The organism is Rhizobium sp. AG207R, from assembly GCF_027109195.1.
Taxonomy (GTDB): Bacteria; Pseudomonadota; Alphaproteobacteria; order Rhizobiales; family Rhizobiaceae; genus Rhizobium; species Rhizobium dioscoreae.
This window is the reverse complement of the sequence record NZ_JAEPVT010000011.1, coordinates 280,015-293,429: the sequence shown is the minus strand read 5'-3', so window position 1 is coordinate 293,429 and position 13,415 is coordinate 280,015. Positions and strand designations below refer to the sequence as shown.

The window sequence follows — 13,415 nt, the reverse complement described above, 5'->3', positions numbered from 1 at the left end:
TTGACGGATGGATCGAGGACTACAACGAAATCCATCCCCATTCCGCGCTCAAGATGGCTTCCCCACGGCAGTTCATCAGGGCTAAATCAAACTAGCCGACATGTCCGGTGAAACGGGGAGCACTCCAGGAACCTGTATCGACGTGGGTTTCGGTGCCGAACGTCTGGACATGATCTTGAACGGGACGCCTCCGGATGACGCTCTGGTCACATTGCAAGATACCGTCATGCGGATCGTGGAGAGCGGCTACAAGCCGGGAAACAAGGAGCAGGGATATGTCTTGCGAAAGCTCCTTCGCCGCATCCATGTGATGGGCGGAGCACTGGACCATCCCTATTTCGAACAGGAAGTCGTGCGTCAGGAACGATTGCGCTCCAAATATTTGCGCCTTCGCGAAAAATATCCCGACATGCCACCGGAATGGTGGTTCGACACGCACGGCATCGATGTCGCCGACCTGCAGGTGATGAATGGAACGTAGCGTCGACTGATGATGAAGCGGCGAAGGAGATCGTGCGAGTGGCCACCTTCGCCGCCCTTCCGGAAACACGTGAGGACGTGGAGCCGGCCAATTCATGACAAGTCGGCAAGATCCTGAATTTTCGGAGATCACCAAGCGGCCGCTGGCAGCGATATCGGAAGTTTTCTATTTGTAGCCGTAAAACGATGACCTGCGAGTGGACGGAAGCGTCCCGATCATGATCCGCTGTCTGCCTGCATAGCCTGGAAGGCGGCACCGAAACCGGTCAGGGAGATCGGAAGCTCCGCCATGTTTCCCTGCATCATCCGGATCGAGACTTTTCCCGACTTTTCCTTCATCAAGGCGGCAAGCATCGCGGGTGGGCACAACCCCTCCACTAGGCATCCTTGCGTGGTGCAGCGCGATACCTTCGCCATCGTCGAATATTTGCTGCCGAAGCCAATCTTCACACCACCCTGAATAGCAAAACCAAGCGGAAGAGCCATCTGCATGCCAATCTTCTTGTCCGCGGAACGCGCCATGCTGATGACCATGAACACCTGCCTTTGATCCGGTGACGTCAACCGGTAGACGATCTGGCAGCGCGGCTTCATCGTTTTGTCGCCCGAACATTGCAATATCCACGCATCGAACTTCTGTTCGCTAATCTGCGGACCGGCTGGCGCTGGTGTAGCCGGAGCCGGCGCCGCGGCGCTGGATGGATCGCTCTTGCCGGCATCCGGCGTCACATTTTGAGACCCCGATTGCGGCGTCGCTGAGCTATCATCGGCCCAGAGCGTGGAGGAAACGCCCGCTCCGCAAAGCGAGAAAATCACACAACACAGGAATGTCTTCAAATATAAATTCATTCCATCCTCCCGATTTTGTTTGCAATTTTATAGTACAATTGCAATAATGTCGAATATTGATCAATTTCAAATTGCGTTTAAAGAAGATAAAAATTCGAAGAATTTCAATTCATTTATTCAATGCAGGGACATAGGCGTTTAATATCCTAATAAAACGCAGGGAACGATTCAGATGACATCAAGACTCGTTGTCGGCTACTCCCTGATCGTCATGCTCGCGCTGACCGATGGCGCCATATGCGACGAAAGCTATCTGCAACAGGCTCCCTCCGCGGAAGCAAACCCTGCCTTCGTCGAACAGCTGCCGGAGACATCCGTCATGCCCGTGCCTCGATCTCCGATTAACCGCCGGGTGATGCCGCACAAGCCGAGGCAAGCATCACGAACGCAGGCGAACGTCCGACTGGCAGGCAGCATTTTTCCGAATGTGGGCAATGGCGTGACCGAGCGAGCTGCAGCCGCACCGGCCGATGGCCATTTGCCAACGGTTGGGTCAGGCGCGGTATCACGCTGACTGTATCTTGGCGGCAGGCAATGATCAAAGCACCAGGCGACCGCCCCAGGCGCGCGGCGAGAACAAGACCGCCAATGAGAGCGGCAGCAAGCATGAAACCGAGAGGCCCTCGGCCAGCTGAAACTTCGAGAGCGGCATGTTCGGAGCCGATAATTCGATATCGGCTCAAGATTGCGATTCAGGAGCAGTATCGACATGATGCATCCCAGTAAAATCATTGCTGTTACGGCTATCTTGCTTCTTGCCGGAACGCTTGGCTCAGCCGATGTCCTAGCAAGCGGTCAACCCATTATCCGGCGTTCCGGATTTTCAGAGACCCAAATTCCCCAGGTGAAAGGACGTATTCCGCCGAGGAAGAACGGCAACCTGGAGAAAGGACCTGCCGGCAAGGCTCCGGTCAAACCAAATCCGAATGCCAGCACCCAGAACGGAGCTGCGACCTGCGGACCTGACAACGCACAATCCGAAATCTGCCGGAAAAAATGATTTGGCGCCGGCAACGATCATAAGCTCTTCGGCCTGTCCTTGACCAGGATGGGCTGGGAAGCGGCCTCCACGGCCGGTTGCGCCGCGCTGGCGGCGGGAACGGCGACCGCCGGACCGATCGGTCGGCCGTTGGCATCGAGCTTGTACGTCATGGCTCTTTGATGCTCGTCCAGATATCGCATGAACGCCGCGCCTGCGGCGGCATCCCTGAATTGCCACAGCCCGTTCCTTACGCCCTCGAAAATCAACGAATAGACTGCGAGCTGAATGCCTTCCTGGACGCCCAAGGTCGTGGGCGCGTTTCGTGTAATACCGCCCTCGATCTGGAGCAGCTGGTCGACGCCGACGAAACGGAACGCCGATCCCTGCAACTGCACGGAATAGATCGTCTTGGTCGTGCTGACAGAGGCTAGCACCCGCCCCGTACTGACGCTGACGGCCCGCAAGGATACGGTAACGATGTCCTTTCGGTATTGTGTGTTTCCGCCGATCCCGAGATAATTGGCACCGATACCGCCAGTCGTTTCATTGGAATCATAACCGATGATACCGCCATCCAGCAGCACTCCGGCAAACCGAAGCGGCGGGATGCCGCCAGCCTTCGCGCCGTAAACCGCCGATCTCGTGTTCTGGATGATCTGGCGCTCCTGCAGCAGCGACTGCAGATCCGTGCGCTCGACGACATTGAACCAGTTACCGTTACCAGCCTTGGTCAGCACGTCAGTCAACAACTGCGCGCCGCCCTGCGTCAGAGCGCGGGAATATTCGGCAAAGTTTTCATTGGGTTTGTTCTGTCCCGTCAGATCGGGAAAGGAATAGACCGCCACATCGAGCTTTTGTATGGGTGGCGGCAGACTCTCCAATGCCACACCTGACTTCGTGGCGGGCATAAGCGTCGCTGGAGTGCTCATCGGGTCGAGGCTGCTGCCCGCGGCGGCGCAGCCACCAAGACCCAATCCGCATAGAATGGCTGCGACAGGAAAACCAACATGTGACATGGACGCTCGAATAAATCGCTCCCAACAACACCGAACGAGGACACAATCAATTTGGTTCAAGGATTGGCCGGCACCTGGCCGCTCTGGATCACGATGACCGGAGATGTTCCGGTTGAACCCGTACCTTGATTAACGTTCCCAAGATTACTCAAGGCCTTGTCGAGACCGGATAGATCCGGCGTCTGTTGCTGCCCCGACTTGACGCCGGCGCCCTGCGTCTGCGCCGTCGAAAGAAGGAATGAACCATTCAACGGATTTCCCCCAAATGTCGGATTGGTTGGCTGATAGACCAATTGCCCCGCCATGGCCGGCGCCGCCATCAAGGCTACCAGACCAACTGTAATCATTGCCGCATCTATTCTCATTGCTATTCCCCTCCCCTATTTTCAAAGGCTGCTGCGTCCACTCAACGTTTGATGAGCAAGCCACCACCCGGTAAACGTGCGATCAGCACATTGACAGGTGCCGAACCCGCAGGTTGAAGAACACTTACGTTCAGGCCTGCGCCATTCAGCAATACGACATTCGACTTCAGATTATTGCCGCCCTGCAGGACGTTGATATTGCCGTAGTTCCCTATGATACCGGCAGTCGAGCTGTTACCCGTTCCTGACTGAAGGTGATACACGCTGTTGCGCGTTCCTATTTCCAGCGTCCTTGCCAAGTTATTGCCTCGCGGCACTAGGATCGCTTCCGGCGTAGCGGCCATACCTGCGGCAAGGTGGGATGACGAAGAATGATATTGCTGCTGCTGTTGAGGCGGCAGATTTCCGAGTTGCACCGTCGTCGTGACATTTACCGGGATCTGGGCGACATAGGCCGTCTCGGCTCGACATTCCGTTGCAATCTGGCAGAACGAGGCAACCAAGACGAGAGCAGCGCCGAGCACGGATTTCGTATCGTTCAGGCGTTTCATTCTGGCAATCTGCATTGTGATATACCTCGATCGGTTTCGATCAATAGTCTTGCACTCAGTTCTACCCCGTTTCCTGCATCGACAATTGTCGTGGCAAGAAGGTTCTCTGCTCCTGGCTTTAATGCGAAGCTACCTTGCTGAATGCTCTGGCTTGAACCTGCTGCGCTATGTTTGAAAAGAACCAGCCTGTATGTTCCGGATACTGTTACTACAGACTTTGCAATCGCCCGCACCATAAGAAACTCATCCTTCCTGTCTGCCTTGATCAGGCACTCAAACTCAGCCTGAGACGATGCAGGAGCGGCGTACGCGAACAACAAGGCCGCGGACAAGAAGGATTTCAGAAGCAAGATGGATGTTGATCGCCCGACATTGTTTCCGGCATACATGGCTGGTTCAGCCGCATTAAAGGAGGAGGCGGACATTTGCTTTCGCCTCCTCCATCGGCAAACTCAGTGCTGGACCGTAACGGCCGTGTTGCGATAGCCGAACTGCGCCGTAACCGACGTGTTCGTCAGGCCGCTCGAGCTGGTCTGAGAGGTAACGGCATAGTTTCCCGAACCGATCTGGATGGTTCCCTGAAGGTTCGAACCGCTGACGGGGAACACTGTCTGCAGCCCCGATTGCGAAGCGATCGCGGTATTGCGATAGCCGGCCTGCACGATCATCGAATTGTTGGAGCCGAGCGGATTGGCGATCTGGGATGTCAGAGCGGTGTTGCCCACACCGAACTGCGCCGTGGTCGCCTTGTTCGTGCCGAAGAACGACGACTGGCCGGTCATGGCGAAATTATGCGCGCCCGCCTGCAACGTGTCTTGCGAGTTGTTGCCGCCCGCCTGATCGGCGAAGGATATATTGCCCCAACCGAACTGGGTCGTCGACGACGAATTGCCGTTGAAGCCGATGACACCGAACTGAGAGGTGACGGCAAAGTTGCCGGCGCCGACCTGCAGCGTTGTCTGGTCGTTGCCGCCGCCGTCCTGGCCGACGATGGCGCCATTACCCCAGCCGAACTGCATGGTACTGGAGTCGTTTCCGCCATGCTTGCCGTCGGTCTGGGTTGTCGAGGCGAAGTTCAGGCCACCGACCTGCAGCGTGTCTTGGGAGTTATCTCCCTTGGACTGGTCCGCGAAGGCGGAATTGCCAAAGCCGAACTGGGCGATCGTCGAGCTGTTATCCGCGCCGTCCCGCTGCAGGGTCGAGGCGAAGTTCATGACGCCGGCCTGGAACGTGCTCTGATCGTTCGTCTTGCCTTTCTGGTCGGCGAAGGCGACGTTGCCGTCACCGAATTGCAGGATGGCTGATGTGTTGGATTTGGCCTTGTCCTGATTGGTGACGGCGAAGTTGCCGACGCCATTCTGGAATGTCAGAGCATCATTATTGCCAGTGTTCTGACTGACGAAAGCACCGTTGAATGCACCCACCTGGCCGATAAACGATTCGTTTTCGGCTGGCGGCGACGGGGGCCCGGCAAATGTCAAAGACGTGCTTGCCAGCAAGACGGCGAGAGCTCCAATCGTCCTCATGTGATCCTCCCTGTTCTCCATGACGGGGCAAGCGACCATTCGCCGCCCTCGAGCTTTTTAATAGGCCGCGGAAGGAGAGCCGAACAAGAGAACCGTTCGGACTAAGACAGCAACGCAGATCTATGTGAAATAGAAAGCGCCTACTTCGAAATGAGTAACGGATTAGATGTGTATCGCTATGACGTATGAGCTATACTCTTCTTTGATTAGGCATTCTAACCCATATGAAAGCTAGATAAATACAATCCAGGTGTGCAGCAATTCATGCTACCCATAGATAGCTTCGATGAAAGGCTTGCCACATGATAATGGATTAGTTGACAGCTATGGCTACGTTTGACAGTCTCGTGGCATCCGAAGCAATCGTTAAAGTTGAGATCCAGCTTGGTCGAAAGCAGTCACCCAAGCGACTGCTTTTCGCGACACCAAGCTTCGTGAACTGGTTGAGCGAGCGCGTAAGCAAGGACGAACCATCGTCGCTCGGTGCGGTCCTCAGGCCTGTCGAGCAGCTGGATTTTCTTTTCTATACATTCGTTTCAGGGAAACCGCTCATTCATTGCCGACAATTCCGGGCAATCCGGGTCGAACGAAATGCGGTTTGGGAATTGAAGACTGTCGATTTCCGCATATTCGGCTGGTTCGCCATGCGAGACTGTTTTGTCGCTGTCTTTGGAGACTGGGCCGATCATGTGAAGGATCACGATCTTTACCGCGGCTATCGGCTGGAGGTGCGCCGATTGCGCCGCACGCTTGGTGTGGGTGATGCGTTGTGCGTAGAGGGAGTAAATCCGGAAGATGTCATTTCGGTTTGAGATAGGGGCGCGGGCGCGGGCGGCCAGCCGTTTCATCGCAGATGTTCGCAGCGACCTGGCCGCCGCCGTCCTCGAAAGGCGATCGCAGAAAGGGTTTACTCAGCAGCGACTTGCGGAGTTGGTCGGCGTCAGCCGAAGGGATCTGAACCGTTATCTCTGCGGGCAAACAGAGCTTCCGCTTCGTTCGATCGCGGATCTCGCCTGGGCGCTCGACAAAGAGATCCACATTGAGCTGTGCGATCCCAAGGGGTCTACGGCAGACGTTAGTGGCCTCTCCGAACCGGAGACCCGGGCAGCTATCTATCCGGTTCGGTCCGGCGGGGCCGTTTCCTGGAGCTCATCAAGGGCCATCCGCACGATAATTGCTCGCAGCAACAACGATCGGGACGATTGAAACACATGCGCTATGGATATTGCATATTTTGCGACGACGTTCGCACGGAAATCGGCGAAAAGCTCAGCTTCATCGGCGTCTATAGCGGCGTCCTGATGCTGCCGGAATTTCCTTTTTCACTGCCGAAGTTCTGCGTGCATGTGAATCTGATCACCTTGGCGACGGAACCCTACCGATCGATCGTTTTGCGTTGCACCGCGCCCGGCGACCGTCAGCCGCTTCTTGAAGAGCGATTGGACGCCGCCCAGCTGAGCGAGCAGAAGGATGTCGTGGAGAACGCGGAGGCGAGTGATATCCCGATCAATGTCGTCGTGGGCGCCAGCCTTGTCTTTTCACCGCTGAGATTGCGTCAGCCAGGCCTTCTGACCGTCAGTGCGATCATCGACGACAAGCCCGCGGAAATCGCGTCCCTGCGTGTGGTGCAACACTGAGCTGACCCGCGCGAGCTTCGGCCACCAAACAGCATCGACATTTGTCGGATTGGTTTTTGAGATGCCGTCGTCGATGCGTGTGGAAGCTGCGCTCATCGTACAAAAGCAGCAAACTCAAACTTTGGCGGAAATGCCTGTTGGTCGGCCCCTTAGAACAGGCCCGGCAGCTCAAATACGCGGGAATCCCCAACTTGCTATATCAACTTTTGGCGGCGATCAGCCGCCGGCGCTTTTCCATCGAGCGACGGCAGCTTCAAGAGCCGAGGCTTTGCGAACCTGCCCTGCAGGTCACTTGTTGCGCCGGCGCCGGGGGCCGATGTCTTCTAGCTGGAGCGACACGGCGCTTCCCGGCATTATTTTATATGATAGGTGGTCGCGGCCGACTTATTATCGAACGAGTTCCCGAATCTTGTAGGCAACTTCCGTTCGGTTCGTCGCGTTCAGTTTCTTCATGATATTGCGAATGTGCACTTTGACCGTGCTCTCGCAAAGATCCATCTCGTAGGCGATGATCTTGTTTGCCTTGCCTCGTCTCAAAGCCTCCGCGACGACGACTTCGCGTGGCGTAAACAAGCTGTCGAGGCAGCAGTTGCGGCTGGCCACGGGTGCGATCGCCTCCTTGGCAGCCAGCAGGCTGCTTGCCGGCACGAAGACACCACCTGCCCGCGCGAGAGCCACTGCTTCGGCGGCGACCTTGATTCCGACGCTGGTCGGGATGTAGCCGCGGGCGCCGCACTCCAGCGCATGCAGCAACTGTGCAAGCTCATCGCCATCAGCGCCGACGATCACAGGGCTCGTCTGGAATCTTTCCACCAGAGCGCAGATCTTGGCACTGACATCCGCGTCGGAAACCTTACGGCCGCCGATCATGAAGAGAACCGCGGACGGTAATACTTGCATATTGCGCATCTGCCATTCGTCGAGCGAACCCACGGTAACGATATGCATGGCGCTATCGCATTCGGTCAGACTTTTCGACAGGCACTCGCGATCGAGAGCGCGAGAATCTATGAGAAGAATATAGTCTTCCCATTCATCGATCCCGGGCGTGCCGGATGCGATGAATGGCCTCAACGTGTCGGATGTCCGAACTGAAATGATGCGTGCGCCCGTGTCTGACGTGAATTTTTCACTTGTGAGCGATTGTCCAATCATGGCCGTTACCCCCAACTTTTAAAATGGCCTTTGTATTTCTTGCAACCTTTAGAGTATTTACTCGATTTAAAGAGAATAACATCCGTTTAAGCCGAGGATCTTCTTGAGTTCCCATATTTTTCCCCTCTTTTTAGGTTTATGTTACCGTAGTAATTGCTTATTTTGTTTTTCCGCGCATTAACATATGTTAATAATGAATTTAAATATTGCATAAAATAATTCTTTCTTGCTCCATTAGTAATGGAGACAAAGTATTGCTCAAACCATAGTTGTATCGAAACAGGACTCGTCGAAGTCGACGAGATCGGCTAGACGCGGCCGATCGAGAAAGGCGACAATGCCGTTGCGGAAGGACAGCAGGCCGGCTTCACGCATGTCCCTGAGGACGCGGTTGATGTGCACCGTCGACAAGCCAACCGCGTCGCCAATATCCGCCTGGGTCAAAGGACAATCGAAGTATTCTGCGTTTGCATAGTCCCGCGAAGTACCGATGCGTGCCCCGAGCTCCAGCAGCAGGTAGCCGGTTTTCTCCAGAGCGTCGCGGCGTCCTATATTGGCGAGCCTCTCAGACATGCGCGCCTGATGTCGCACCAGTTCAGCAATGACGATACGATAGAAAAACGTTGGCGCCTCGATCTTCGGCAGAGAGGTGAAGTCAGGGAAGACCATCACCGTGACATTGGTGATCGCCCGCACGGTCTCGCGCGAAAGCGCCGTCAGGGATGTCGAAATCATATCGCCGCGCAACACGAATTCCGTCATGAAGCGCGTGCCGTTCGGAAGCATCTTGCTGCGCGAGGCCCACCCATCGAGCACAAAGAGAAGGCGTGGCGTATCGTGGTCGTAGTCGCAGATCACACTACCTGCAACAAAGGTCCGCGCTACACCACCGAGGCTGCGAATATGCTCAATTGAAAGCTGCGCTGCCATGCCGTCATCCCCTCGGACGAAAAGCATATTTCGAACGCTCCATGGGCCTTTCGAAAATATATTTTTCGTGAGTTCCAAGTATTTAATACCATAGAAAATCCACGATGTCTTTATTGCAAATCGATATCCGTTGTTCCTCGAATTTTTACCGCCATAGCGGGACAAAATTCGATGTCTTTATGTATACCTTTTAGTATTTCCGTCCGCGTCACAAATTCTATACTAACGACCTCTTGTATCGTTTTGCGTGCACCTATATCCGCGACATAACGCATTGGTCGCGCTCGACCAGATGTCGCCGCATGTTGGAGATTCCGGCGCGGGCTTCCGAAATCGTGTCGCGATGGCGGCGCGCCTCTATGCCTTCCTGCTGTGCTGCCTTCAGGAGCAGGGCGACGTGCTTCGGCGGTGGCGATACTCCCTTTATGAAGTAGCTTTCGCGCCCGACCGAGTTGAAGAAACCTTCGACCTTCTTGTCCCAAGCCAAGCCGACATGCGGAATTCCGAGCGCATAGGCGGCAATGCATGCGTGCAATCTGTGAGCCAGAACCACATCCAGCGACTGGATGATCTGGATGAGATCGATCGGAAGCCGCGGGCGTCTGCAAACATCCAGGGTGCCGGACGTGGCGATACGCTGCCTGGCGAGCGAAGCGCCGATGCGCTCCGCAAAAGCTTGATCCTCTTTGGCTCCATTGCAAAACAAGACCACCTGCTGGCCGTCATCCAGGAGAAGCTCGATCAGATCGCGATAGGCTTCAACATCGGCGAAGGGGATACCATCGGTCTGAACGGCACCATGCCGATGCAGGACGATGGGATCCGTCACGCATAGACCTATGGTCAAAGGGCCTTTGGACGGAGCACGTACGCCTTCATGCCCCGGCGAGGCCTGGATCAGCAGTCCGGGATCACGCACGATCTTCGCACCGGGTCCATCGGGAAAATGCTCGCGCCAGTTATCCTGCGCGAAGCCGTCGCGTACCGAAAGATGAACAAGGCGCGCCTGCTTCAATCGCGCGAAGAGATGATATGCTGGCTCCGACCAATGGGCGCCCACCCCAACCGCATAGATCGCCAGCGGCCGATCGTACCGCACGACACAATCGAGCACAGCACCGATCTTCAGCGGGAAATTGAGATCATCGTCCTGAAACAGGTTCCCGCCGCCGATCACGACGGCATCGGCAACCGCAACCTTCTCTTCCCACTGTCCGCGAAGCGCGCGCAGCCTGCGCTCCAGTACGACGCGAACGAGCCGCCGACGGGCGCCCGCGGGCAGTCGATGGAGCAATTCCAGCGCAAGCCGCCTGCGGCCGCCATGGCCTGTCGCGAAGGCCTGTCGCCCGGCAAGGTCGATCGTCTCCACTTCGATCTCATCCCTGCCGCTCGCCAAGGCGGATTCGACGCATTCCGCAAGCAGCCCGTCCCCGAGGTTTTCGCTGTATTTGACGTTGAAGACGACAACCTTCATTGCATCTCCCCGATGGTGCGCAGCCGCGGAGTGTATTCGCCCCCGATCTGCCGTGCTTCGGCACTCAGCGCGGAAATGCTGCCAGCGAGGATATAGAACATCAGTCCGAGGTCATAAACAGTGCCGGACGTGGCCGCTGAAATGAGAACCGTGATGATCCCGGCCTTAGCAGCGCGCAGAACCGCGGTGGTTTCCCGCGATGATGAATGCGATCCGCACATGTCGGCCAAGAGCAGCCGAGCGACGAACATCGCAAAGAGTAGCGTTCCGAAGACGCCGATATTGGACAGCAGCACCAGACCGAAGCTCGATGCCCGGGCACTCCCAAGGCCGGCGCCAAAACCACTCGTGTCCAGAAAGGCCCGGTAAGCCATGGCGTTCCACATGAAGCGCTCCCGCCCCGACTGGCTATCGGCCTTCGAAAAGAGCATCTCGTCCAGAAAATCTTGCAGATTATGCGCGAGATCCGGCATGACGATGAGAACGAAGAAGATGACGAGCGGCATGCTCGCCAGAATGGACACGATCAGAACGGGCCGGCCGGCGCCAGGCTCGCGACGGGAGGCCAGAAACGACTGGAGGCTGAGGATCGGCAGGATGGCGGCGAGCCCGACAAGTGCGGTCGCCGACGTCGACAGGATCAGCGCGACCAGCAGCAGACCTGAAAAAGTGCCGGTGACCTTCGAGCGGATGCCCCCAAGCCAGAGGCTGGTGACGATGGCAAAGAGCACGAGCGTGAAATCGGCGAAGGCCGAGGCTTCGGGAAAAGTGCCTGAAATGCGCTTCAGGCCGCCCTTTTCGGCATTGGTCAGGAGCGCGTAATTGGCTGTCCGCACGAAACTCAGCAGAAAGTCTGTATGTGTGAAATGGGTCACTATGTCGGCGAGCGCGAAGCCGAGGTTGACACCGATAACGACCAGCACGCCGTTGATAAAGGCCGAAGGGGTGCCCTGGCGACGAAAGAAGGCAAAGGTCGTTATGAAGCAGATGAGGCCACCCACCGCGTAGACCGATTGAGTGATATTGTTCGAAGAGAAACGCAGCGGCACCAATGCAATCAGGTTACGTGCCCCAATCGATCGTTCGACCGTCATCGTCTGCGTCATGCCTTGGAACATGCGCGGGAAGAAAATCGCAGAGAAGATTCCGAAGGCCGTCAGAAGCAGCAGAAAGAAACCAGGGCGCCAGGGAGCCAGGGCGCCGAGGAACGGCCCCTCCCCGTAGGCCGCAAACAACCGTGCGGCGAAGAATACCAAAAACAGGCTCGGAACGAGTACCGATGCACCGCCAAGACCGGGTATGCTGAAGGCCGCCGCCGCACCGAATACCGTCGACAAAACCATGATGATGAATGACCATCGCACAGGCGCGGTCAGCGCAACAACTCCTACAATCAGTGTTACGAGCCCCATGGCATTCATGTCTGGCAATCCGGTTGTTCTGCCTCAATGTCGCCGCAAACTACCACGGCGTCATGCAGCTGTATTTCCGCCGCGCCTAAGCCTTTTGGTGGACGTTATGGCCGAAATACGTTCTATACCGCGGAAATTGCACCGTTCATGCTTGCATTCATGGATCAGTTCTCGCGGATATCTAATGTTCGATGCAGGAGCAACCGCCGCGTATTTCTTCGCGCGTCTATTGCGGCTGCGTTAGTTTCGATCATGGATGTAGGAATTGTTCGCGCCGGTGATACGGGCGATACGCTTGATGTCAGCAGCATGACACTTACCTTCGAGGATGCTTTCAACGATCTCAGCATCTCCGCCTGGGGTCCTGGTACCCGCTGGATTTCCCACACACCATGGAATGGCGACTTTGGCGGCGCTCGCTTCTCGGATCCGAGTGGCGACTTCCCCTTCGCAATCCAGGACGGTATGTTGCGCATTACCGCTGCACGCGACAGCAAACGTCTATGGCGCTCCGGCTTGATTGCCTCTGTCGATGAGCATGGAAATGGCTTTTCTCAGCAATATGGCTACTTCGAGATGCGGGCGCGATTGCCGGATGGCCCCGGTGTCTGGCCGGCCTTCTGGCTTATCGGCAAGGATCGGTCAAAGGCTACCGCCGAGATAGATGTCATCGAATATTACGGCGATAAGCCCGGCGCCTACTCTTCAACGGTGCATGTTTGGCATCGGGATGGGCGGCACGATTCGGCCTTTTCCCGCATCAAGGTGTTCGCCACCGCAAATCCCGCTGATTTGCACACCTATGGCGTGAAGATCGATTCCGATTTCATACGCATGTATTTCGACGGTAATCTCGTCTGGAAAACCAAAATTCCGCCAGAACATCGCCAGCCGCTGTATATGCTCATCGACCTCGGTATCGTCGAAGGCATATCCAAAATGGCTGCGGCCGACCCATCCTTCATGTTTGTCGATTACGTCAGAGCCTATCAGTTCAAATAGCCTCTGCATCGTCCCCCCTCTCCGGCAATTCTTCCT

17 protein-coding genes and 1 pseudogene are annotated in these 13,415 nt (G+C 56.2%); 7 read left to right on the top strand and 11 right to left on the bottom strand.

Features of this window, described 5'->3' with window-relative positions; all coding sequences use genetic code 11:
• Together JJQ51_RS25605 and JJQ51_RS25600 are read left to right on the top strand one after the other, a co-directional pair.
• A partial coding sequence (locus JJQ51_RS25605; RefSeq protein WP_143556301.1) for an integrase core domain-containing protein occupies positions 1-95 on the top strand: 95 nt, incomplete at its 5' end.
• Between the two features lie 32 nt (positions 96-127).
• A pseudogene (locus JJQ51_RS25600) lies at positions 128-481 on the top strand (hypothetical protein); the annotation flags it as partial.
• Positions 482-696: 215 nt separating this feature from the next.
• Here the strand turns inward: JJQ51_RS25600 and JJQ51_RS25595 are convergent.
• On the bottom strand, positions 697-1,329 hold the full coding sequence (locus JJQ51_RS25595; RefSeq protein WP_113331199.1) for an invasion associated locus B family protein: 633 nt from the start codon (positions 1,327-1,329) through the stop codon (positions 697-699).
• 172 nt (positions 1,330-1,501) lie between these two features.
• Here JJQ51_RS25595 and JJQ51_RS25590 point away from each other — a divergent pair, with 172 nt between their 5' ends.
• Positions 1,502-1,843 (top strand): hypothetical protein, encoded by a 342-nt coding sequence (locus JJQ51_RS25590; protein ID WP_145321361.1) that lies wholly within the window; start codon positions 1,502-1,504, stop codon positions 1,841-1,843.
• A 195-nt stretch (positions 1,844-2,038) separates the two neighbouring features.
• Positions 2,039-2,329 (top strand): hypothetical protein, encoded by a 291-nt coding sequence (locus tag JJQ51_RS25585; protein ID WP_145634339.1) that lies wholly within the window; start codon positions 2,039-2,041, stop codon positions 2,327-2,329.
• Positions 2,330-2,346: 17 nt separating this feature from the next.
• Here the strand turns inward: JJQ51_RS25585 and JJQ51_RS25580 are convergent, their stop codons facing one another.
• The 6 genes from JJQ51_RS25580 to JJQ51_RS25555 form a co-directional block, all read right to left on the bottom strand.
• On the bottom strand, positions 2,347-3,327 hold the full coding sequence (locus tag JJQ51_RS25580) for a CsgG/HfaB family protein (protein WP_113353314.1): 981 nt from the start codon (positions 3,325-3,327) through the stop codon (positions 2,347-2,349).
• A 56-nt stretch (positions 3,328-3,383) separates the two neighbouring features.
• The gene (locus JJQ51_RS25575) at positions 3,384-3,674 is read right to left on the bottom strand and encodes a curli assembly protein CsgF (RefSeq protein ID WP_173002535.1); all 291 of its coding nucleotides are present in this window, start codon (positions 3,672-3,674) and stop codon (positions 3,384-3,386) included.
• A gap of 59 nt (positions 3,675-3,733) precedes the next feature.
• Positions 3,734-4,258: a hypothetical protein gene (locus JJQ51_RS25570; protein ID WP_152095118.1), complete on the bottom strand. Its 525-nt coding sequence runs from the start codon at positions 4,256-4,258 to the stop codon at positions 3,734-3,736.
• Positions 4,240-4,668, bottom strand: a complete 429-nt coding sequence (csgH, locus tag JJQ51_RS25565) for a curli-like amyloid fiber formation chaperone CsgH (protein WP_113353316.1) — start codon at positions 4,666-4,668, stop codon at positions 4,240-4,242. Before csgH ends, JJQ51_RS25570 begins: the two co-directional genes overlap by 19 nt.
• 27 nt (positions 4,669-4,695) lie before the next feature.
• Positions 4,696-5,769 (bottom strand): hypothetical protein, encoded by a 1,074-nt coding sequence (locus JJQ51_RS25560; RefSeq protein WP_113353317.1) that lies wholly within the window; start codon positions 5,767-5,769, stop codon positions 4,696-4,698.
• A 536-nt stretch (positions 5,770-6,305) separates the two neighbouring features.
• The gene (locus JJQ51_RS25555; RefSeq protein WP_183810310.1) at positions 6,306-6,617 is read right to left on the bottom strand and encodes a hypothetical protein; all 312 of its coding nucleotides are present in this window, start codon (positions 6,615-6,617) and stop codon (positions 6,306-6,308) included.
• Here JJQ51_RS25555 and JJQ51_RS33000 point away from each other — a divergent pair.
• Both JJQ51_RS33000 and JJQ51_RS25550 read left to right on the top strand, forming a co-directional pair.
• Complete coding sequence (locus JJQ51_RS33000) at positions 6,565-6,975, top strand: helix-turn-helix domain-containing protein (RefSeq protein WP_113331207.1); 411 nt, start codon at positions 6,565-6,567, stop codon at positions 6,973-6,975. The two genes, JJQ51_RS25555 and JJQ51_RS33000, sit on opposite strands and share 53 nt — an antisense overlap.
• A 5-nt stretch (positions 6,976-6,980) precedes the next feature.
• Positions 6,981-7,406 carry a DUF6941 family protein gene (locus JJQ51_RS25550; RefSeq protein WP_113331208.1) on the top strand — a complete coding sequence of 142 codons (426 nt, stop codon included), beginning with the start codon at positions 6,981-6,983 and terminating at the stop codon, positions 7,404-7,406.
• A gap of 387 nt (positions 7,407-7,793) precedes the next feature.
• On the opposite strand, the gene JJQ51_RS25545 is transcribed toward JJQ51_RS25550, so the two are convergent.
• The 4 genes from JJQ51_RS25545 to JJQ51_RS25530 all read right to left on the bottom strand — a co-directional run bounded on the left by JJQ51_RS25545 (position 7,794) and on the right by JJQ51_RS25530 (position 12,386).
• The gene (locus tag JJQ51_RS25545) at positions 7,794-8,561 is read right to left on the bottom strand and encodes a response regulator transcription factor (RefSeq protein WP_069615132.1); all 768 of its coding nucleotides are present in this window, start codon (positions 8,559-8,561) and stop codon (positions 7,794-7,796) included.
• Between the two features lie 258 nt (positions 8,562-8,819).
• A complete protein-coding gene (locus JJQ51_RS25540; RefSeq protein WP_152093969.1) occupies positions 8,820-9,656 on the bottom strand; it encodes a Crp/Fnr family transcriptional regulator in 837 nt (278 codons plus the stop codon).
• 88 nt (positions 9,657-9,744) lie between these two features.
• Positions 9,745-10,965 (bottom strand): polysaccharide pyruvyl transferase family protein, encoded by a 1,221-nt coding sequence (locus JJQ51_RS25535; RefSeq protein WP_113353319.1) that lies wholly within the window; start codon positions 10,963-10,965, stop codon positions 9,745-9,747.
• Complete coding sequence (locus tag JJQ51_RS25530) at positions 10,962-12,386, bottom strand: hypothetical protein (protein ID WP_269245479.1); 1,425 nt, start codon at positions 12,384-12,386, stop codon at positions 10,962-10,964. The genes JJQ51_RS25535 and JJQ51_RS25530 overlap by 4 nt, the downstream gene beginning before the upstream one ends.
• Before the next feature lie 27 nt (positions 12,387-12,413).
• Between JJQ51_RS25530 and JJQ51_RS25525 the strand changes: the two genes are divergently transcribed.
• Positions 12,414-13,379: a glycoside hydrolase family 16 protein gene (locus tag JJQ51_RS25525; RefSeq protein ID WP_269245478.1), complete on the top strand. Its 966-nt coding sequence runs from the start codon at positions 12,414-12,416 to the stop codon at positions 13,377-13,379.
• The last annotated feature ends 36 nt before the right edge of the window (positions 13,380-13,415 follow it).